Origin of the sequence: Streptacidiphilus sp. BW17, from assembly GCF_041262485.1 — a bacterium.
In the GTDB taxonomy this organism is placed as follows: Bacteria; Actinomycetota; Actinomycetes; order Streptomycetales; family Streptomycetaceae; genus Streptacidiphilus.
The window spans coordinates 1-18,304 of the sequence record NZ_JBGCCR010000037.1 but is presented as its reverse complement, the minus strand read 5'-3'; the positions used below and the strand labels follow the sequence as shown (position 1 = coordinate 18,304).

At 70.8% G+C, this 18,304-nt stretch carries 15 protein-coding genes; 3 read left to right on the top strand and 12 right to left on the bottom strand.

Annotated features, from left to right (window positions below; translation table 11 throughout):
* Positions 1 to 13: 13 nt before the first annotated feature.
* The 3 genes from ABH940_RS31460 to ABH940_RS31450 are packed head-to-tail and all read right to left on the bottom strand — an operon-like array spanning position 14 to position 2,888.
* On the bottom strand, positions 14 to 1,207 hold the full coding sequence (locus ABH940_RS31460; protein WP_370072094.1) for a dipeptidase: 1,194 nt from the start codon (positions 1,205 to 1,207) through the stop codon (positions 14 to 16).
* A 5-nt stretch (positions 1,208 to 1,212) separates the two neighbouring features.
* On the bottom strand, positions 1,213 to 1,752 hold the full coding sequence (gene purE, locus ABH940_RS31455) for a 5-(carboxyamino)imidazole ribonucleotide mutase (protein WP_370106830.1): 540 nt from the start codon (positions 1,750 to 1,752) through the stop codon (positions 1,213 to 1,215).
* Positions 1,749 to 2,888, bottom strand: a complete 1,140-nt coding sequence (locus ABH940_RS31450) for a 5-(carboxyamino)imidazole ribonucleotide synthase (protein ID WP_370106829.1) — start codon at positions 2,886 to 2,888, stop codon at positions 1,749 to 1,751. The genes purE and ABH940_RS31450 overlap by 4 nt, the downstream gene beginning before the upstream one ends.
* 225 nt (positions 2,889 to 3,113) lie before the next feature.
* On the opposite strand from ABH940_RS31450, the gene ABH940_RS31445 reads away from it, so the two are divergent.
* Entirely contained in the window at positions 3,114 to 3,635 is a 522-nt protein-coding gene (locus ABH940_RS31445) for a GtrA family protein (RefSeq protein WP_370072090.1), read from the top strand.
* 163 nt (positions 3,636 to 3,798) lie between these two features.
* On the opposite strand, the gene ABH940_RS31440 is transcribed toward ABH940_RS31445, so the two are convergent.
* Both ABH940_RS31440 and ABH940_RS31435 read right to left on the bottom strand, forming a co-directional pair.
* Positions 3,799 to 5,049: an ATP-binding protein gene (locus ABH940_RS31440; protein ID WP_370072089.1), complete on the bottom strand. Its 1,251-nt coding sequence runs from the start codon at positions 5,047 to 5,049 to the stop codon at positions 3,799 to 3,801.
* Positions 5,050 to 5,063: 14 nt separating this feature from the next.
* The gene (locus tag ABH940_RS31435; RefSeq protein WP_196198261.1) at positions 5,064 to 5,738 is read right to left on the bottom strand and encodes a response regulator transcription factor; all 675 of its coding nucleotides are present in this window, start codon (positions 5,736 to 5,738) and stop codon (positions 5,064 to 5,066) included.
* A gap of 193 nt (positions 5,739 to 5,931) precedes the next feature.
* Here ABH940_RS31435 and ABH940_RS31430 point away from each other — a divergent pair, with 193 nt between their 5' ends.
* Together ABH940_RS31430 and ABH940_RS31425 are read left to right on the top strand one after the other, a co-directional pair.
* A complete protein-coding gene (locus ABH940_RS31430) occupies positions 5,932 to 7,425 on the top strand; it encodes a peptide MFS transporter (RefSeq protein ID WP_370072088.1) in 1,494 nt (497 codons plus the stop codon).
* Positions 7,426 to 7,759: 334 nt separating this feature from the next.
* Positions 7,760 to 9,280, top strand: a complete 1,521-nt coding sequence (locus ABH940_RS31425; RefSeq protein ID WP_370072087.1) for a peptide MFS transporter — start codon at positions 7,760 to 7,762, stop codon at positions 9,278 to 9,280.
* A gap of 88 nt (positions 9,281 to 9,368) precedes the next feature.
* Here the strand turns inward: ABH940_RS31425 and ABH940_RS31420 are convergent, their stop codons facing one another.
* The 7 genes from ABH940_RS31420 to ABH940_RS31390 form a co-directional block, all read right to left on the bottom strand.
* Entirely contained in the window at positions 9,369 to 10,787 is a 1,419-nt protein-coding gene (locus ABH940_RS31420) for a hypothetical protein (protein ID WP_370106828.1), read from the bottom strand.
* Positions 10,788 to 10,790: 3 nt separating this feature from the next.
* A complete protein-coding gene (locus ABH940_RS31415) occupies positions 10,791 to 12,107 on the bottom strand; it encodes a neocarzinostatin apoprotein domain-containing protein (RefSeq protein ID WP_370106827.1) in 1,317 nt (438 codons plus the stop codon).
* A complete protein-coding gene (locus ABH940_RS31410) occupies positions 12,104 to 13,144 on the bottom strand; it encodes a hypothetical protein (protein ID WP_370106826.1) in 1,041 nt (346 codons plus the stop codon). Before ABH940_RS31410 ends, ABH940_RS31415 begins: the two co-directional genes overlap by 4 nt.
* 90 nt (positions 13,145 to 13,234) lie before the next feature.
* The gene (locus ABH940_RS31405) at positions 13,235 to 14,029 is read right to left on the bottom strand and encodes an LPXTG cell wall anchor domain-containing protein (RefSeq protein WP_370072082.1); all 795 of its coding nucleotides are present in this window, start codon (positions 14,027 to 14,029) and stop codon (positions 13,235 to 13,237) included.
* 160 nt (positions 14,030 to 14,189) lie between these two features.
* Positions 14,190 to 15,347, bottom strand: coding sequence for an imidazolonepropionase (hutI, locus tag ABH940_RS31400; RefSeq protein ID WP_370072081.1), 1,158 nt, complete (start codon positions 15,345 to 15,347; stop codon positions 14,190 to 14,192).
* A 239-nt stretch (positions 15,348 to 15,586) separates the two neighbouring features.
* Positions 15,587 to 16,957: a formimidoylglutamate deiminase gene (locus tag ABH940_RS31395; RefSeq protein WP_370072080.1), complete on the bottom strand. Its 1,371-nt coding sequence runs from the start codon at positions 16,955 to 16,957 to the stop codon at positions 15,587 to 15,589.
* Complete coding sequence (locus ABH940_RS31390; protein ID WP_370106825.1) at positions 16,948 to 18,192, bottom strand: allantoate amidohydrolase; 1,245 nt, start codon at positions 18,190 to 18,192, stop codon at positions 16,948 to 16,950. Before ABH940_RS31390 ends, ABH940_RS31395 begins: the two co-directional genes overlap by 10 nt.
* Between the last annotated feature and the right edge of the window lie 112 nt (positions 18,193 to 18,304).

Here is an 18,304-nt window from a genome sequence, read left to right as displayed (position 1 = left end):
CCTGACAGTGCGACTACTGACCGTCGAGTTGACCGATCGTCGAGATCGAAGGTGCGACGTCCCGCAGCTCGTGGGCGACGCGCTCCGCGTCGCGGAGGACGCGGACCGCGTTCTTCCACGTCAGCTTGGCGAGGTCGTCGCGCGACCACCCGCGTCGCATCAGCTCTGCGATCAGGTTCGGGTAACCCGACACGTCCTCCAGGCCCTTGGGCGTGAACGCCGTGCCGTCGTAGTCGCCGCCGAGGCCGATGTGGTCCACGCCCGCGACCTCGCGCATGTGGTCCAGGTGGTCGGCCACCGTCGCCTCCGTGGCCACCGGGCGCGGGTTCGCCGCCTCGAACGCGGCCTGGACCGCAAGCCCCGCCGGGGACAGGTCGAGGTGGTGGAAGCCGTGCGCGACCATGTTCGCGTCGGCCGCCTTCGTCCAGGCCACCGCCGCCGGGAGGACGAACTTGGGCACGAACGTCGCCATCGCCACACCGCCGTTGCCCGGCAGTTGGGCCAGCACGTCGTCCGGGATGTTCCGCACGTGGTCGCAGACAGCGCGCGACGAGGAGTGCGAGAAGAGCACCGGCGCCCGGGTCACCCGCAGGGCGGCGCGCATCGTGTCGGCGGAGACGTGCGAGAGGTCGACCAGCATGCCGAGGCGGTTCATCTCCCGGACGACCTCCTCGCCGAAGCGGGTCAGGCCGCCGGCCTTCGGCTCGTCGGTGGCCGAGTCCGCCCACGAGAGGTTGTCGTTGTGGGTGAGCGTCATGTACCGCACGCCCAGCTGGTACAGCGCGCGCAGCGTCGCCAGCGACTCGTCGATCGAGTGGCCGCCCTCCGCGCCCATCAGCGAGGCAAGTCGGCCGTGCGCCCGAGCCTGCTCCATGTCGTCCGCGGAGAAGGCCAGTTCCAGCTCGTCCGGATAGCGGGCGACCAGCGCGCGGACGCAGTCGATCTGCTCCAGCGTCGCACTGACCGCCTTGTCGCCCGCGTAGTCGCTGCGGACGTAGACCGACCAGAACTGCGCGCCCACGCCGCCCGCCCGCAGCCGGGCGAGGTCGGTGTGCAGGTGCGCACGCTGGTCGGTGGCGATGTCACGCTGCGTCAGGTCGTAGTGGACCTGCTCGCGCAGCTTCCACGGCAGGTCGTTGTGACCGTCGACCACCGGGTACTCGGCGAGCAGTTCCCGTGCCTGCTGCAGCAGTTCCGCGTCCGCCACGGTGGTCAGCCCCCGAAGCCGAAGCTGGCGGCGCCGGCGACCTTGGCCCGCAGCTTGCGGCCCTTCTCGGTGGCCTGCTCGTTGAGCTCCTGCTGGAACTCGGCCATCCGCCGGGCCAGGTCCGGGTCGAACGCGGCCAGCATCCGCACCGCGAGCAGGCCCGCGTTGCGCGCGCCGCCGACGGAGACGGTGGCCACCGGGACGCCCGCGGGCATCTGCACGATGGAGAGCAGCGAGTCCATGCCGTCCAGGTACTTCAGCGGCACCGGGACACCGATGACCGGCAGCGTGGTGACGGAGGCGAGCATGCCCGGCAGATGTGCCGCGCCGCCCGCGCCCGCGATGATCGCCTTCAGCCCGCGACCGGCGGCGACCTCGCCGTAGGCGACCATCTCGCGCGGCATCCGGTGCGCGGAGACGACGTCCACCTCGTAGCGGATCTCGAACTCCTCCAGTGCCTGGGCGGCGGCCTCCATGACCGGCCAGTCGGAGTCCGAACCCATCACAATGCCGACAACCGGCTGCTCGGTCATCTGCTCGGTCATTCCGTGATGTCCCCTCGAAGGTAGGCGGCGGCGTGCCGGGCACGCTCCCGGACGTCGTCCAGGTCGTCGCCGAAGACTGTGACGTGGCCCACCTTACGGCCGGGCTTCACATCCTTGCCGTACATGTGGATGCGGAGCCCGGGGTCGCGCGCCATGCAGTGCAGGTACGCGCTGTACATGTCCGGGTAGTCGCCGCCGAGCACGTTGACCATGACGGTCCACGGCTGACGCGGACGCGGGTCGCCGAGCGGCAGGTCGAGCACGGCGCGGACGTGGTTCTCGAACTGCGAGGTGACCGCGCCGTCGATGGACCAGTGGCCGGAGTTGTGCGGACGCATGGCCAGCTCGTTGACGAGGACGCGACCGTCGCGCGTCTCGAAGAGCTCGACGGCGAGGTGGCCGGTGATGTCCAGCTCACCCGCGATCCGCAGCGCGAGCGCCTGGGCCTCGGCGGCCAGGTCCGCAGAGAGGTTCGGGGCGGGCGCGACGACCTCGTGGCAGATGCCGTTCTTCTGCACGGACTCGACGACCGGGTACGCCACGGCCTGCCCGTGCGGCGAACGGACCACGTCGGCGGCGAGCTCGCGGACGAAGTCGACCTTCTCCTCTGCGAGCACGGGCACGCCCGCACGGAACGGCTCGGCGGCCTCGGTCTCGTCGGCGACAACCCAGACGCCCTTGCCGTCGTACCCCCCACGGGTGGTCTTCAGGACGACCGGATAACCCTCACCCTCGTTCGCGAAGGCGGTCACGTCCGCTGGGTCGCCGACGAGGCGGTGCCGGGGGCAGGGGACGCCGAGGCCGTCCAGCTTGGCCCGCATCAGGCCCTTGTCCTGCGCGTACACCAGCGCGTCCGGGCCCGGCCGGACCGCGAAGCCCTCGGCCTGGAGGGTGCGCAGGTGCTCGGTCGGCACGTGCTCGTGGTCGAACGTGATCACGTCGCAGCCCTCGGTGAAGCGACGCAGCGTGTCCAGGTCCCGGTAGTCACCGAGGACGACGTCACCCACGACGAGCGCCGCGGAGTCCTGCGGGGTGTCCGCCAACAACCTGAAGCGCACGCCCAGCGGGATCGCCGCGTCGTGTGCCATCCGGGCCAGCTGCCCGCCACCGATCATGCCCACCACGGGAAAAGTCACATGGCCAAGGATATCGGGCCAGGCCCGTGGGCTTGTCCCCCAGGGTTGTGGCTGCTCACGACCCTCGTCCGGGCCGGGCTGAACCCGCCCCAGGAGGTGCGGTCAAGGCAGAGTTCCGTGAGGATTTAACAGGAGAAGTATTTGTCACACCGGAGACCGGACTATCGTCGTGTGCGGTAGCCGCGCCGTAATCCGAGGGCGCCGAGTAGAGACGGACCCCGAGACATGACCGCATCCCCTGTCAGTGGCGGACGTACGTCCAGCGCGCTGCGCCGCGTGGCCGGCGAAGCGGCGAAGTTCGGCATCGTCGGGATATCGGGCGTCGTCATCCAGCTGATCGCCTTCTCGATCCTGCTGGACTTCATGCAGACCGTCCGCGCGAACGTGGTCGCGACGCTGATCGCCATCGCGACCAACTACGTCGGCTACCGGTACTGGGTCTACCGGGACGCGGACAACAAGACGCGGTCCCGCGAGATCACCCTCTTCCTGATCTTCAGCGGCGTCGGCCTGGTGGTCCAGAACGTCGTCCTCTACGCATTGGTCTACGGCTTCGGCTTCCACACCAAGCTGGAGAACATGATCTGCAGCATCGTGGGCATCGGCGTGGCCACGGTGTTCCGGTTCTGGGCCTACCGCACGTTCGTCTTCAAGACCGTCCAGCAGGCGGAGGAGGCGGTCGAGGCCGCCGAGCAGATCCTCGCCGCGGAGCAGGTCAAGCGCCAGCCCGTCTACCGCAGCCGCTGAACGCTCCGCGCCAAGAGGCGAGCACTTCGCTCCCGCAGGTAGTTGCACGACGAGGGGCGCGGGGAACTGCGCGAGAAACCCCCCTGTGCGGATGGCCCTGACCGTTGAGGACCATCTGTTGTGGGTGGCTTGTCGCGCAGTTCCCCGCGCCCCTGGGTGTCGCCTAGGCCTCTTCTTCGTGCCGGGCCAGGAAGAGGGCGAAGACCGGCGGTCGCTGCGAGAGCAGCTCCAGACGTCCGCCGTCGGCCTCGGCGAGGTCGCGGGCGACCGCCAAGCCGATGCCGGTGGAGTTGTGGCCGCTGACCGCGCGTTCGAAGACGCGTGCGCCCAGCTCGTCGGGGACGCCCGCGCCCTCGTCCTGGCACTCGATGACGACCTTCGTGTCGCGCACACGCGTGCGCAGGGTGACCGAGCCGTCGCCGTGCATCAGCGTGTTCTCGATCAACGCCGCGATCACCTGGGCGACCGCGCCCGGCGTGCCGACGGCCCAGAGGCCGGGCGGGCCCTCCAGGTACAGCTTGCGGCCGTAGCGGCGCAGCGCCGGGCGCCACTCCTCGGCCTGTTGCTTGATGACCTCGTCCACGTCGAAGGCGACCGCCGACGTGTTGCGCGACTCCCGGCTGTTGGTGAGCAGCCGCTGCACGACGTCCGTCAGCCGCTCGACCTGGACCAGGGCGATCGCGGCCTCCTCCTTGACCGTGTCGAGGTCGTCCGTCTCGATGATCTCCTCCAGCCGCATCGAGAGCGCGGTCAGCGGCGTGCGCAGCTGGTGGGAGGCGTCAGCGGCGAGGCGGCGCTCCGCCGTCAGCATCCGGCCGATCCGGTCCGCGCTGCGGTCGAGGACCTCGCCGACGCGGTCGAGCTCGGGCAGGCCGTAGCGCCGCTGCCGGGGGCGCGGGTCTCCGGAGCCGAGGCGTTCCGCCGTCTCCGCCAGGTCGAGCAGCGGGCGGGTGATCCGCCTGGACTGCCACAGCGCCAACGCCATCGCCGCGGCGATGGTCAGCACCGCGACACCGACCAGGAGCAGCAGCATCCGCAGGATCGACGTGTCGACCGGGCCGCGTGCCTCCTGCACCACCACGGACTCGCCGTGCGGGCCCTTCTCCGTCGCCGTGACCGGGTCGTCGCCGGCCGGGGGCCTGCCCAGCGTGATGGTGCGGCCGTCGACGAGCTGAACCACGGCGTAGCGGCCCGAGCCCTGGTCGTTGAGGCCCGTGAGCGAAGCCGCGTCGATCGGCTCCTTGGCGACGTACCGGTTCTCCACCACGCCGACCATGTGCAGCGCCTCGGTGCGCACCGCGTCCTGCGCCGAGCCCTCGATACTGCGCTTCTCGACCAGCGCCAGCGGCACGCTGAACAGGGCCACCGTCACGAGCACCACGGCGAGGATGGAGTTGAGCAACCTGCGCTTCACGTACGGGGTCCCGCCTAGCCCTTTTCGAAGCGGAAGCCGACGCCGCGCACGGTGGTGATGTAGCGGGGGCTGGCCGCGTCGTCGCCCAGCTTCTTGCGCAGCCAGGAGATGTGCATGTCGAGCGTCTTGGTCGAGGTCCACCAGGTGGTGTCCCAGACCTCGCGCATGATCTGCTCACGCGTCACGACCCGGCCCGCGTCCCGGACCAGGACGCGGAGCAGCTCGAACTCCTTTGCGGAGAGCTGCATCTCCTCCTCGCCCAGCCAGGCGCGGTGCGAGTCGACGTCGATCTTGACGCCGTGCGCGCCGGTGCTCATGTCGGCGGTGCCACGGCGCAGCAACGCCCGTACGCGGGCCAGGAGTTCGGCGAGGCGGAACGGCTTGGTGACGTAGTCGTCCGCACCGGCGTCCAGGCCGACGACGGTGTCCACCTCGTCGGCGCGGGCGGTCAGCACCAGGACCGGGAAGGCATGGCCGTCGGCGCGGAGCCGACGGGCGACCTCGAGACCGTCCATGCCGGGCAGGCCGAGGTCGAGCACGAGCAGGTCGACCGCGCCGCCGGTGCCCGCGGTCTCCAGCGCCGAGGGGCCGTCCTCACGGACGATCACCTCGTAGCCCTCGCGACGCAGGGCGCGGGCGAGCGGCTCGGAGATGGCAATGTCGTCCTCGGCGAGCAGTACACGCGTCATGGCTCGATCGTAGTCCGCCGAGCGGCCCCGTCCCGCTTCCATCGAACGGAGGACCGTACGCCGCATTTCAGGGCCGGTCCGGGGTCGCTGGCCTACCGTCGACAAAAGCGATCCAAAAGTGATCAATGCCGGATGAATGCCACCGGGCCAACGGCCACACGCCACCGGCTCCTGGGGAGAGGCGACGCAGCGCATGGTTCAGGACCTGGCGCCACCGACGGACCGGCACGCACACCGGAGCTTCTTCGGCCAGCCCTGGGGGCTGGCGACGCTCTTCACCACCGAGATGTGGGAGCGGTTCAGCTACTACGGCATGCGCGCGCTGCTGGTGCTCTACCTGGTCGCCCCGCACAGCGACGGCGGCCTGGGCTTCTCCAAGAGCACCGCGACCGCGATCTACAGCGTCTACGTCTCGATGGTCTACCTGCTGACGCTGCCCGGAGGCTGGGTCGCCGACCGACTCTGGGGGCCGAAGAAGACGGTGGCCGTGGCCGGCGGCGTGATCATGATCGGGCACTTCCTGCTGGCGCTGCCCGCCACCGCGTCGTTCTTCGGCGGGCTGGTCTTCATCGCGGTCGGCTCGGGCCTGCTCAAGGCCAACATCTCGACGATGGTCGGACAGCTCTACAGCGGCCCGGAGGACCCGCGCCGGGACGGCGGCTTCACGATCTTCTACATGGGCATCAACCTGGGCGCCTTCGCCGCGCCGCTGGTGATCGGCACCGTCGGGCAGCGGGTCAACTGGCACCTGGGCTTCGCCCTGGCCGGCATCGGGATGGGCATCGGCCTGGTCATCTACCTGATCGGCATGGGCACCCTCAGCCCGAACAGCTCCGTGGTGCCCACCCCGCTCAGCACCGAGGCGAAGCGGAGCGTGCTGCGCAAGGGGCTGTTCTGGCTGGTCCTGGCCGTCGTCTTCTACGCGGTGCTCGGCGGCACCGGCCACTACACGATCAACTGGGTCACCATCCCGCTCACCGTCATCGGCCTGGTCTTCCCGGCCTGGATGCTCTGGCGGATCAAGCACGACCGGGACCTCTCCCCCGCGGAGAACTCCAAGATGACCGGCTACATCTGGTTCTTCGTGGCGGCGGCCGTCTTCTGGATGATCTACGACCAGGGTGGCTCGACGCTCAACATCTTCGCCGCCGACAACACGGCCAACAGCCTGCTCGGGGTCCACTTCCCGTCCAGCTGGTTCCAGTCGCTCAACCCCCTCTACATCATGGCGCTGGCCCCCGTCTTCGCCTGGATGTGGCAGTGGCTGGCGGCACGGAACCGGGAACCGGAGACGGCGACCAAGTTCTCCTTCGGCCTGTTCCTGGTCGGGGGGTCCTTCGCCGTCTTCCTGGGGGCACTGGCCGCGGCGAGCGGCGGGAACAAGGTGACGCCGCTCTGGCTCTGCGTGGTCTACCTGATCCAGACGGTCGGCGAGCTCTGTCTCTCCCCCGTCGGGCTCTCGGTCACCACCAAGCTGGCCCCGGAGAAGTACGGCAGCCAGATGATGGGCGTCTGGTTCCTGGCGGTGACCGCCGGGGACTGCACCACCTCCCTGGCCACCACGGCGGGCGCGGACCTGAACAGCCGCGGCTACGTGGCGGCGGAGGTGGCACTGGCGGTGCTGGCGGGCATCGCGGTCCTGCTCAACCGCCACAAGATCCGCCACTACCTGGGCGAAGTGCGCTGAACTGCGACAACGACCCCAACGTACGTGCACAGAGGAGACGTTGAGGGGGCCGCAGCCCTACCACGCCGAGGAGCCCGGCGGTGGGTGCTGAGAACCACGTCACATCAGGGAACCGAACACGCCTCGCCCCGGAATCGCTGATTCCGCAACCAGAAGCGGGTCGGACTCGATGAATCCCAGGTGAATTGGATAAAAACCAATGGATTTGCAGACGCCGTGACCGAAATCCGGAATCGGGCATAGCGATCAATCAGCGTGATCGCTGTCAAAGGCCGTCAAACGCTGACCTACAGTGGTCCGAATCCCTGTTGTACAGATGGCAAGGAACCACGCAATGCCGCCGATACCTGCCGAGGTCGCCGTAGAGGCCCTGTCCGTTGCTCGGGAGACCCCCAGCCGGAAGACCTTCTTCGGACACCCCCGTGGCCTGTCGACGCTGTTCATGACCGAGATGTGGGAGCGCTTCAGCTTCTACGGCATGCGCGCGTTGCTGGTGCTCTACCTGGTCGCCCCCCATTCCAAGGGCGGCCTGGGCTTGGGCGCCGCGACAGGCATGGCGATCTACTCGATCTACAACGCCATGGTCTACCTGCTGGCCCTGCCCGGCGGTTGGATCTCCGACCGGTTCTGGGGCGCTCGCAAGACCGTCATGATCGGTGGCGCGATCATCATGATCGGCCACTTCCTGCTGGCCGTGCCCGCCGAGTTCTCCTTCTTCATCGGCCTGGGCTTCATCGCCGTCGGTTCCGGCCTGCTCAAGGCCAACATCTCGACGATGGTCGGCCACCTCTACCCGGACAAGAACGACCCGCGCCGGGACGGCGGCTTCACGATCTTCTACATGGGCATCAACCTGGGCGCCTTCGCCGCGCCGCTGGTGATCGGCACCGTGGGGCAGAACGTGAACTGGCACCTGGGCTTCGCCCTGGCCGGTGTCGGCATGGCCCTGGGCCTGATCAACTACATCGTCGGCGGTCGCCACCTCAGCGAGCAGAGCAAGGTCGTCGCGTCGCCCATGCCGCGTGCCGAGCGCAACTCGCTGCTGCGCAAGGCGTCGTTCTGGATGGTCCTGGCCGTCGCCTTCTTCGGCGCCGTCGCCATCAGCGGCCACCTGACGGTGAACTGGTTCATCTGGGCGCTGACCCTGGTCGGCCTGGTCATCCCGGTGATCGTCTTCACCCGCATCAGGCGGGACAAGGACCTGACCGGCGACGAGCGCAACAAGCTCTCCGGCTACATCTGGTTCTTCGTGGCCGCCGCGGTCTTCTGGATGATCTACGACCAGTCCGGCTCGACGCTGAACCTCTTCGCCACCAACAACACGGCGAGCAAGCTGTTCGGCTTCGACTTCCCGAGCACCTGGTTCCAGTCGCTGAACCCGCTCTACATCATGGCGCTGGCCCCGGTCTTCGCCTGGCTGTGGGTGTGGCTGAACCGCCGTGGCAAGAACCCGAGCACGGCCGTGAAGTTCGGCATCGGTTCGGTGCTGATCGGCGCCTCCTTCGTGGTCATGATGATCGCGCAGGCCGCCGCCTCCGGTGGTCACCTGGTCACCCCGCTCTGGCTGGCCATGGTCTACCTGGTCCAGACGGTCGGTGAGCTCACGCTCTCCCCGGTCGGCCTGTCCGTCACCACCAAGCTGGCGCCGAAGAAGTACGCCAGCCAGATGATGGGCATCTGGTTCCTCGCGGTCACCGCGGGCGACTGCGTCGCCGCCGTGCTGCAGCAGCTGCTCGGCAACGCGTTCCTCAGCGACACGTCCTTCGCCATCCAGGGCGCGGCTGCCGCGCTCGCCGGTGTCGCGATGTTCCTGTACCGCCGCAAGGTCCGGGGCCTCATGGGCGACGTGCACTGATGCGCTGACGCACTGACGCACTGACGTCGGAAGGGTGGGTCCCCGTCGGGGGCCCACCCTTCCGCGTTGCCGGTACGGACCGGACCACTCAGCGCTGCTTGCGCAGGCGACGCCACGGCGTGAGCACGAAGACCGCCGCGCCGAGCAGCAGGATCGTGCCGCCGACCAGGCCGAGCGCCTGGTACGGGGCGTTACTGCCACCGGTCTCGGCCAGACCGCCGCTGGTGCTTGAGCTGCCGCCGGAGCCGCTGCTGCCGCCGGTCGTGGCGGACCCGCTGGACCCGCCGGAGCCGCTCGACCCCCCGGAACCGCTGCCGCCGGTGATGCCGCTCGATCCGGCCGCGGTGACCTGGAGGGTGAGCGAGGGCGACGGCTTGGGACTCGGGGTGCAGGTGGTGGTCGTGCCCAGCGCCCTGATGGTCAGCACGCCCGTGGTGAACGTGACCTGGCCGGTGTGCCCGGGAGCGTAACTACCGCTCATGTCACTCGGCTTGATCGGGGTGTTGGCCGGGATGGACGCGGAGTTGGCGGGGCCGGTCAGGGTCAGCGTGCCACTGTCCGCGCCCGCGACGTCGACGGTGGTGCTGGGCGTCATCGAGCCGGCCGGAAGCGCGACCGGCGAGGAGGAGACACCGGAGGCGAAGGACTCGGTGAGCTTGTAGGAGCTGCCGGACTTCACCGCGCTGATGGTGATCTGGGGCTTGGCGCTGACGTTGCCGATCGGCGTGGTGCAGGCGTAGTCGACGGTCACCGGGGTGCCAGGGAACGAGCTCCCGCCACCTCCGGTGCCGCCGGTCGTCGTACCTCCGGCCGAGCTGCCGGTGCTGCCTCCCGTGCTGCCGCCGGTCGTTGAACCGCCGGAGGTTGTGCCGCCGGAGGTCGTGCCGGTGCTGCCTCCCGTCGTGCCGCCGGTCGTGCCTCCGGTGCTCCCGCCCGACGTGCCGCCCGTGGTGCCGCCCGTCGTTCCCCCGCTCGTGCCGCCGCCGGAGCCCACCTGAAGGGTCAGGCCGGGGCTGGGCGTGGAGTCGGGCGTGCAGGAGGTGTTCGTCGACATGACGTTGACGTTGTAGTCCTTCGGCGTGAAGGTCACGCTCCCGGCTGTGGTGAGCTTGATCGTCGCCGTCATGTCGGAGAGCACCATCGGCGAGTTCTTCGGGATCGGCGGGTTGGTCCGCGTCCCGGTCATCGCCAGCGTGCTGCTCTGGGCGCCGCCGACGGTCAGATCGCCCGTCGGCAGCACGGAGTTGGCAGCCAGGTCGACATAGCCGGGGTTCTGCGAGGCGGCTTGGACGAAGTGCCAGGTGATGGTGACCGTGTCGCCCACACTCGGGCTGGCGTTGGAGCTGGAGACGGCGACGACCGTGGTGCCGTGCACCGCGCCGCCGATGGGTGGGTTGCAGGTGGTGGCGAAACTGTCGTCGGCCGCGGAGGCGCTGGGCGCGCCCGCGATCAGCGAAGCGCCGACCAGGGCCATGATCAGGCCCCCGGCCAGCCGGATCCTCTTCACGTGTCAGTGGTCCTTTCCGCTCGGGGTGGTCGGACCAGGGGTGCGGGCCTGGGGTGGTGCGGGCTTGGGTGCGGAGGTGGCCACCGTCCCCGGCGCGAACCAGGGCAGGGTGGGCTCTCGCTGCGGCGATGCGGTGGGCGGCACGGTCGGGGCGTAGCTGGGCGGCAGCGGCACCAGTGTCGGAGCCGTCGGAGCCGCAGGCGTCGGCGGCAGTACGGCGGTCTCCGCGTCCGGATTGACGAACTCGCCCGGCTGGACGGCCGCGACCGCTACCGGCGCCTGCACCGGCACTGGCACGTGGGGCGGCGCGGGAGGCATCACGAACGGGCTCACGTCCGCCGACGGCGCGGCGCGGCGTGGGTCGCCCGCGCGGCGGCGGCCGAGGTGGGAGCGTCGCCGGTCCCGTGCGCGCTGGGTGACATCGGGCCGGACCCTGTCGAGCACGGCAAGGCCGAGCCGGAAGAGACCGACCGCGACCACGACGAAGAGCAGCACCCAGAAGACGTCCACGCCCCACGCCACGGGCAGGTCCTCGTGCTGGGTGGTCAGGGTGCGGCCCTGGTAACTCAGGCCGACGAAGTACTCGCCACTCGCACCGGAGTCGAACTGCACCGGCAGGTCGATCTCCTGCTGTTTGCCCGGCTCCAGCGTCCCCTGCCAGGGCGCGGCGCTCCAGTCGGGTGCCAGCACCGAGTGCCAGGTGCCGAGTTGGAACTCGGGGTTGGTGATCGGGCTGCCGCCCATGTCCGCGACGACCATCCGCAGGGTGCGGTCGGGCGGCGCACCGAACCAGTTGAGCGGTCCGTTGCCGCCGCTCAACGAGGCGCTCAGCATCACGAGTTGTCCGGCCCCGGCCGCGTTCTGCGGGATCGGCGCGGTCGGCGCGCCCATCACGTCGAACGGCGTGTTGACGCTCTGCTGGTTGCCCATGACGGCGCTGACGTGGATCACACAGGGGCAGGGCTTGGGCGGCGTCGCGACCGCGAGCTGCTGGCTGAACTGCCCGTCGGCACCGGTGGTGACGGCACGTCCGGTGGCATTGGCGCAGTCGTCGGTGCCCGCGATGGCGTCCTGTCCGCAGAGCAGCACGGTGAGCAGTGCGGACGCGGGCCAGCCGGAGCCGGAGACGGTGATGGTCACACCCGGCTTGGCCACTGCGGGCACGGCGGTGGCCGTCGGGTTGCTGCCGCTGCTTCCGTCTGCGTGGGCGGCGGCGACCGGCAGTCCGACCGCCCCGCCGAGCGCCCCACCGGCCGCCAGCAGCAGCACGCACAGCAGGGTGGCGAACCGTCCCGTCCTGCGCAGATGACGATGCGTCATGCGGCCACCCCCGTCGGCTTCCGGCTCGCCTCGCGGACGCGACGCCAGGCGTCGCCCGGGCCTCGGTGGATCCGTCGCCGCTTGGCGCGCACCCAGAGCCAGGACCCGCCGCCCAGGAGCAGCAGCACCAGGAGCATCGCCTGCGGCAAGGGCAGCACCAGATAGCCGCCGTTGCCGTTCGCGGAGGCGCCGGTGGCGCCGTCCGTCGCCTTGACCGCGACCGAGACGTCGTCGACCAGCGGCGGACCGGGCAACGCCCGGGTGAGTTGCACCGACTGGCCCGGCAGCAGTTCCAGACCGGTGTCTGTCAGTGGGCCCTGATAGACAGAACCGAACCAGCCGGACTCGGTGATCTCGACGCGCGGGTGGAGCGTCACGTTCCCTTGGTTGGTGAGGGTGTAGTGGAGCACCGCCGTGTCGGCCCCGAAGTCGGCAAAGGCCGGTGCCGAGCGCTGGACGGTGACGGACGTGACGGCGAGCGCGGGCACGGAGACGCCGGTCACGTGCAGGTAGATGCGCGCTGCGACGGCGTGCTGGGCGGTGGTGCCACGCGTGGCTGCCACCGCCACGATCGCGCCCGGGTGGTCACCGGGCTCGGCAGTGACGGGGAGCGAGAGGGTGAAGGGGATGTCGGCCCGGGTCCTGGGCGGCACGGTCAGCCGGGTGGCGCTCAGAATCAGCCACGCGCCGACGCCGGTCATGCCCTGGCCCTCGCCATGGAGCTGGAACGTCATGGGCCGGGTGCCGAGGTTCGCCACGGAGACGTGGTCGCTCAGCGTCCGGCCGGGCGCGGATTCGAGGTAGAAGTACTGCCGGTCCCCCGGGCCCGGCGTGGTCACGCCGGGCGGCGGGGTGGGGAAGACGGCCCAACCTTCGTTACTGCTGGTGTCTGCGGCCGACGCCGCCCCCGCACCGCCGAACAGCAGCGCGCCGAACGCCACCACTGCGGTGAGCAGGACCACCACGGGGGCGGCAAAGGCTGACGCGTTGAAGGTCCGCCGCGATGGCGGCAGCACGGCGAGCGGGGATTGCGGCATCGGTCAGCCTCCCTTGCGGGAGCCCGGGGTGGTCGGCCCCGGACCCCTTGGAACTCACGAACCGTCAGATGGAGAACTTGGGTTGGGCACTCATATGCGGGCGCCTGGGCGCGCGGGACGGTTGCGCCGGGTGAGCCAGAGCGCGCCGGAGACGCCGACGAGCAGAACGGTGCCGCCGAACAGGCCGAACGCCACGGCGTCGTCCGCCGGACCGGTCTGCGGGAGGGTGCTGCCGGTGCCGCCGGCGCTGCTCGACCCGCCGGTGGAGCTCGATCCGCCCGAACCGCCGGAGCTCCCCAAGCTCCCGGAGCCGCCGGAGCTGGAGCCCGAACTGGACCCGCCCCCGCTGCTGCCCCCGGAACCGGAACCGCCGGACGCGTTGGACACGTTGAGCGTCAGCGCGACCGGCGTTCCCGAGGCGGTGCAGTTCGTGGTGGTGCCGAGGGCCGCGATGACCAGCTTGCCCGGGGTCAGCGTCACCGAGCCGTTGTGGTGCGGGGTGTAGGTCCCGGTCATGCTGCCCAGCTTGATCGGGGTGTTGGCGGGGATCGTCTGCGCGTTGCCGCTGCCCTTCGCGACAAAGCTGCCCGAGTCGGCCCCGCCGACGTCCACGGTGACGCTCGGCACCATCGAACCCGCGCCCAGCGCCACCGGGCTGGACGACACGCCGTTGGTGAAGGTGACCGTGACGTTGTAGTTCGACCCGCTCGCGGTCGCCTCGACGTCGACCTGCGAGGTCGCCGACTTGGTCCCGATGGGCGACTGACACACGTAGTTGACCGGGACCGTCGAGGCGTGTGCCGGTGTGGCCACCGCCGCTGCCATGCCGAAGGCGAACAGACCCGCTGCCGCCGCCCCCCGGGTGATCCTCCTGCTGCCGCTCACGCTCGCCCTCCTCCGGACCGTGCACCTTACTGACTAGTCGTCAGATTTGCCGACGGTACGGCAGGCACACATCAGGGGGAAGCCTCGTGCAGCGACCTTCTCAGGGAACGGTGTGAACGTCTGGGAAGGCCGAGGTGCGCGAGCGGAAGCGAAGGGCGCGTCAGAGCACGCGCACGCCCCCCTGCCAGACCGCGCTGACCAGCGGGACACCGGGACGGTAGGCGAGGTGGACGTGCGACGGAGCGTCCAGCAGCACCAGGTCGGCACGGGCACCGGGCGCCAGGTGCCCGATGTCGGTCCGCCGCAGCGCGCGGGCGCCGCCGAGGGTCGCCGCGACCACGGCCTCGTCCGGCGTCATCCCCATGTCGCGGACCGCGACGGCGATGCAGAACGGCATGGAGCTGGTGAAGCTCGACCCGGGGTTGCAGTCGGTCGACAGCGCGACGGTCGCGCCCGCGTCGATCAAACGGCGCGCGTCCGGGTAGACGGCGCGCGTCGAGAACTCCGCACCCGGCAGCAGCGTGGCCACGGTGGTGTCCCGGGCGTCGGCCAGCGCCTTGACGTCCGCGTCGGACAGGTGGGTGCAGTGGTCGGCGCTGGCCGCGCCGAGCTCGACGGCGAGCTGCACGCCGGGCCCCTCGGTCAGCTGGTTCGCGTGCACACGCGGGAGCAGCCCGCGGGCTGCTCCCGCAGTCAGGACCGCCCGCGCCTGGTCGCCGTCGAACGCCCCGCGCTCACAGAACACGTCCACCCAACGGGCGTGCGGCGCACAGGCGTCCAACATCGGCCCGGTCACCAGGTCCACGTATCCGGCCGGGTCGTCGGCGAACTCGGGCGCGACGACGTGCGCGCCCAGGTAGGTGGTCTCGGCGGTATGCGCACCGGCGATCCGCAGCGCACGCGCCTCGTCCTCGACGGTCAGCCCGTAGCCGGACTTCACCTCGACGGTGGTGGTGCCCTGCCGCTGCATCTCCTTGACGAACCGCCGCAGGTTGGCGTCGAGCGCCTCGTCCGAGGCGGCACGCGTGGCGGCCACGGTCGTCCGGATACCACCCGCGGTGTACGCCTGCCCCGACATCCGCGCGTTGAACTCGGCGGTACGGTCACCCCCGAAGACGAGGTGCGAGTGCGAGTCCACGAACCCGGGAATGACGGCCCGCCCCTCGGCGTCCACCCGGTCGTCCGCGTCCGGCGCGGAGTCGGCGGCGCCGACCCACGCGACCTGACCGTCGTGGACGACCACCGCGGCGTCGGTGAGCGTGCCGAGCTCGGGATCGTTGGTGAGCAGGCTGCCGATGTTGGTGATCAGGGTGGTCACGTTCTCGCTCCTAGTCGAGGGAAAAGCTTGAGGCGGCGGGAAGTTGCACTATCCAGGGGCGCGGGGCTCTGCTGATGTGCGGCTCCGCCGCGTGGCCGGAGAGCAGCCGGTGTGCTCCCGCAGGTCGTTGCACTATCCAGGGGCGCGGGGAACTGCGCGAAAAGCCACCCACGCAGGTAGAACACCGAACGATCAGGGCCATCCGCACAGAGTGGTTGCCCGCGCAGTTCCCCGCGCGCCTAGCGAAGTGCAGCGATCGCGTCGTTCAACGCGCGGCCCGTCTCCGGAACCGTGGTGTGGACACCACCGCGCACCACGACGCGCCCGCCGACGACCACGTCCCGCACCTCGGACGGGCCCGCCGCGAAGACCGCCGTCTCCACGCCCAGCTCCGGCGGCTGGCCCGCCGTGCGTGGCGTGTCCAGCGCCACCGTGCAGAAGTCCGCCAGCGCCCCGCGCTCCAGGCGGCCCGCGTCCGTCCAGCCCAACGACGCGTGGCCGTCCTCCGTCGCGGCGCGCAGCAGCGCTGCCGCCGTCCAGTGGCCGCGCTGCTGCGTCGCCAGACGCTCGTTCAGCTCCAGCGCGCGCGCCTCCTCGAAGAGGTCGATCACCGCATGGCTGTCGGAGCCGAGCGAGACCGGGCAGCCGCCGTTGGCCAACTGCCGTGCCGGGCCGATGCCGTCGGCCAGATCGCGTTCGGTGGTCGGGCACATGCAGACGACCGTGGAGGAGTCCGTCAGCAGCCGCTGGTCGTCCGCCGTCAGGTGGGTCGCGTGGACCGCGGAGGTCCGCGGGCCGAGGACGCCGTGGCGGGCCAGCAGCTGGGTCGGCGTCATGCCGAACCGCGCCAGGCAGGCCTCGTTCTCGGCGACCTGCTCCGAGAGGTGCACGTGCAACGGCGCGCGCCGCTCCTTCGCCCAGGCGGCGACCGTGCCCAACTCCGCTGCGGGCACGGCGCGCACCGAGTGGATCGCGGCACCGATCTTGGCGTGGTCGCGCTCCTTGAGCAGCGAGACGCGGTTGGCCCAGGCCTCCGCCGTGCCGTCGCTGAACCGCTCCTGGTGCCGGTTCGGCGGCTCGCCGAAGCCGCTGGAGAGGTAGCAGGCGTCGAGCAAGGTGATCCGGATCCCGGCCCGCGCCGCAGCCTCGATCAGCGCCTCGCCCATCGCGTTCGGGTCGGCGTAGGGGGCGCCGCCCGGCTGGTGGTGGACGTAGTGGAACTCGCCGACCGCGGTGATGCCCGCCAGCGCCATCTCGGCGTAGACCGCTGTCGCCAGCGCGAGGTAGTTGTCCGGGTCGAGCGCGTCGGCCGCCCGGTACATGGTGTCGCGCCAGGTCCAGAAGGTGCCGCTGCCGACCTGGACCGCACCGCGCAGCGCGCGGTGGAAGGCGTGCGAGTGGGCGTTGGCGTGGCCGGGCAGGGCGAGGCCGGTGAGGACGGTCGCGCCGGCGGGCGCGGGCCCGCTGTCCGCGGTGATCGCGCTGATCCGGCCGGTGGCGTCGACGTCGATGCGGACCGCCTTCTCGACGGCGGGCATCGACGCGCCCTCGCGCCGCAGCCAGGCGTGCGGGGCCCAGAAGACGGTCGCTGCACCCTCACTCAACTGCATGACATAGCCTCCAGGACCTTGGCCAGCGCGGCGACGCCGGCCAGGCAGTCGGCCTCGTCCGCCGTTTCCGCGGGCGAGTGCGAGACGCCGGTGGGGTTCCGTACGAACAGCATCGCAGTCGGGACGGCCGCGGAGAGGATTCCCGCGTCGTGCCCCGCGCCGGTCGGCAGCACCGGCGTGTCGGGACCGAGGACGGAGACCAGCTGGTCCCGCAGCGGCGCGTCGAAGTCCACGACCGGCGTGTATGACTCGCGCACGACCTCCGCGCGCACCCCGTCGCGCTCGGCGCGCTCACGGGCGGCCGCGCCGATCTCGTCCACCAGCGCGGTCAGCGTCGCCTCGTCGGCGGCGCGCGAGTCCAGCCAGGCGCGCACCAGCGAGGCGATCGCGTTGGTGCCGTTGGGCTCGACGCTGACCTTGCCGAAGGTGGCCAGCGCACCCGCCAGCCGAGCCTTCTTCCGGGCCGCCAGAACGGTGTTGGCGTAGGTAAGCATCGGGTCGCGCCGGTCCTCGAGGCGCGTGGTCCCGGCGTGGTTGGCCTCGCCGTGGAAGTCGAACCGCCAGCGGCCGTGCGGCCAGATCGCCGAGGCGACGCCGACCGGGTGCGGTGTCTCCGCCAGGTGCCGGCCCTGCTCGACGTGGAGCTCGACGTACGCGCCGACGCGCGCCAGCCGCGCCTCGTCCTTGCCGATCGCGGCCGGGTCCTGCCCGGCTGCGGCCATGGCGTCCGGCAGCCGGACGCCGTCGGCGTCGCGCAGCTCAAACGCCTGACCCTGCGTCAGCACACCTGCAGTCAGCCGGGATCCGACACAGGCGACGCCGAACCGGGCGCCCTCCTCGTCGACGAAGTTGGTCAGCGCGATGGGCTTGGTCGGCCGGACGCCGCGCGCCAGCAGCGCGTCGAGCGCGGCGAACGAGGAGACCACGCCCAACGGCCCGTCGTACGCGCCGCCGTCCGGAACGGAGTCCAGGTGGGAGCCGGTGACGATGGCCCCCTCTCCCTCAGGATCCCCGTACCAGGCCCACTGGTTGCCGTTGCGGTCCACCTCGTAGGTCAGGCCGCGCTTGCCGGCCTGCTCCTCGAACCACGCGCGGCACTCCGCGTCGGCGCTGGTCCAGGCGTGCCGGCGGTAGCCGCCGGACTTCTGGAAACGACCGACCGGAAGGAGCTCGTTCCACATCCGGCGGTAGCCGTCCGCGGCGTCGCCGATCTCCTCCTCGTACGCCTTCGTCATCTGACCGTCACTCACCCTCGCGCATCGGGATGCGGACCTGGCGTTCGTCGGCGACGTCGGCGGCGAGGTCGTAGCCGGCGTCGACGTGGCGGATGACGCCCATGCCCGGGTC

Excerpts from the sequence above, each read along its gene's own strand:
- ABH940_RS31425 (WP_370072087.1), top strand. The coding sequence starts at position 7,760 with ATGCCGCCGATACCTGCCGAGGTCGCCGTAGAGGCCCTGTCCGTTGCT.
- purE (WP_370106830.1), bottom strand. The coding sequence starts at position 1,752 with ATGACCGAGCAGATGACCGAGCAGCCGGTTGTCGGCATTGTGATGGGT.
- ABH940_RS31445 (WP_370072090.1), top strand. The coding sequence starts at position 3,114 with ATGACCGCATCCCCTGTCAGTGGCGGACGTACGTCCAGCGCGCTGCGC.
- ABH940_RS31415 (WP_370106827.1), bottom strand. The coding sequence starts at position 12,107 with ATGACGCATCGTCATCTGCGCAGGACGGGACGGTTCGCCACCCTGCTG.
- ABH940_RS31435 (WP_196198261.1), bottom strand. The coding sequence starts at position 5,738 with ATGACGCGTGTACTGCTCGCCGAGGACGACATTGCCATCTCCGAGCCG.
- ABH940_RS31410 (WP_370106826.1), bottom strand. The coding sequence starts at position 13,144 with ATGCCGCAATCCCCGCTCGCCGTGCTGCCGCCATCGCGGCGGACCTTC.
- ABH940_RS31430 (WP_370072088.1), top strand. The coding sequence starts at position 5,932 with ATGGTTCAGGACCTGGCGCCACCGACGGACCGGCACGCACACCGGAGC.
- ABH940_RS31390 (WP_370106825.1), bottom strand. The coding sequence starts at position 18,192 with ATGACGAAGGCGTACGAGGAGGAGATCGGCGACGCCGCGGACGGCTAC.
- ABH940_RS31395 (WP_370072080.1), bottom strand. The coding sequence starts at position 16,957 with ATGCAGTTGAGTGAGGGTGCAGCGACCGTCTTCTGGGCCCCGCACGCC.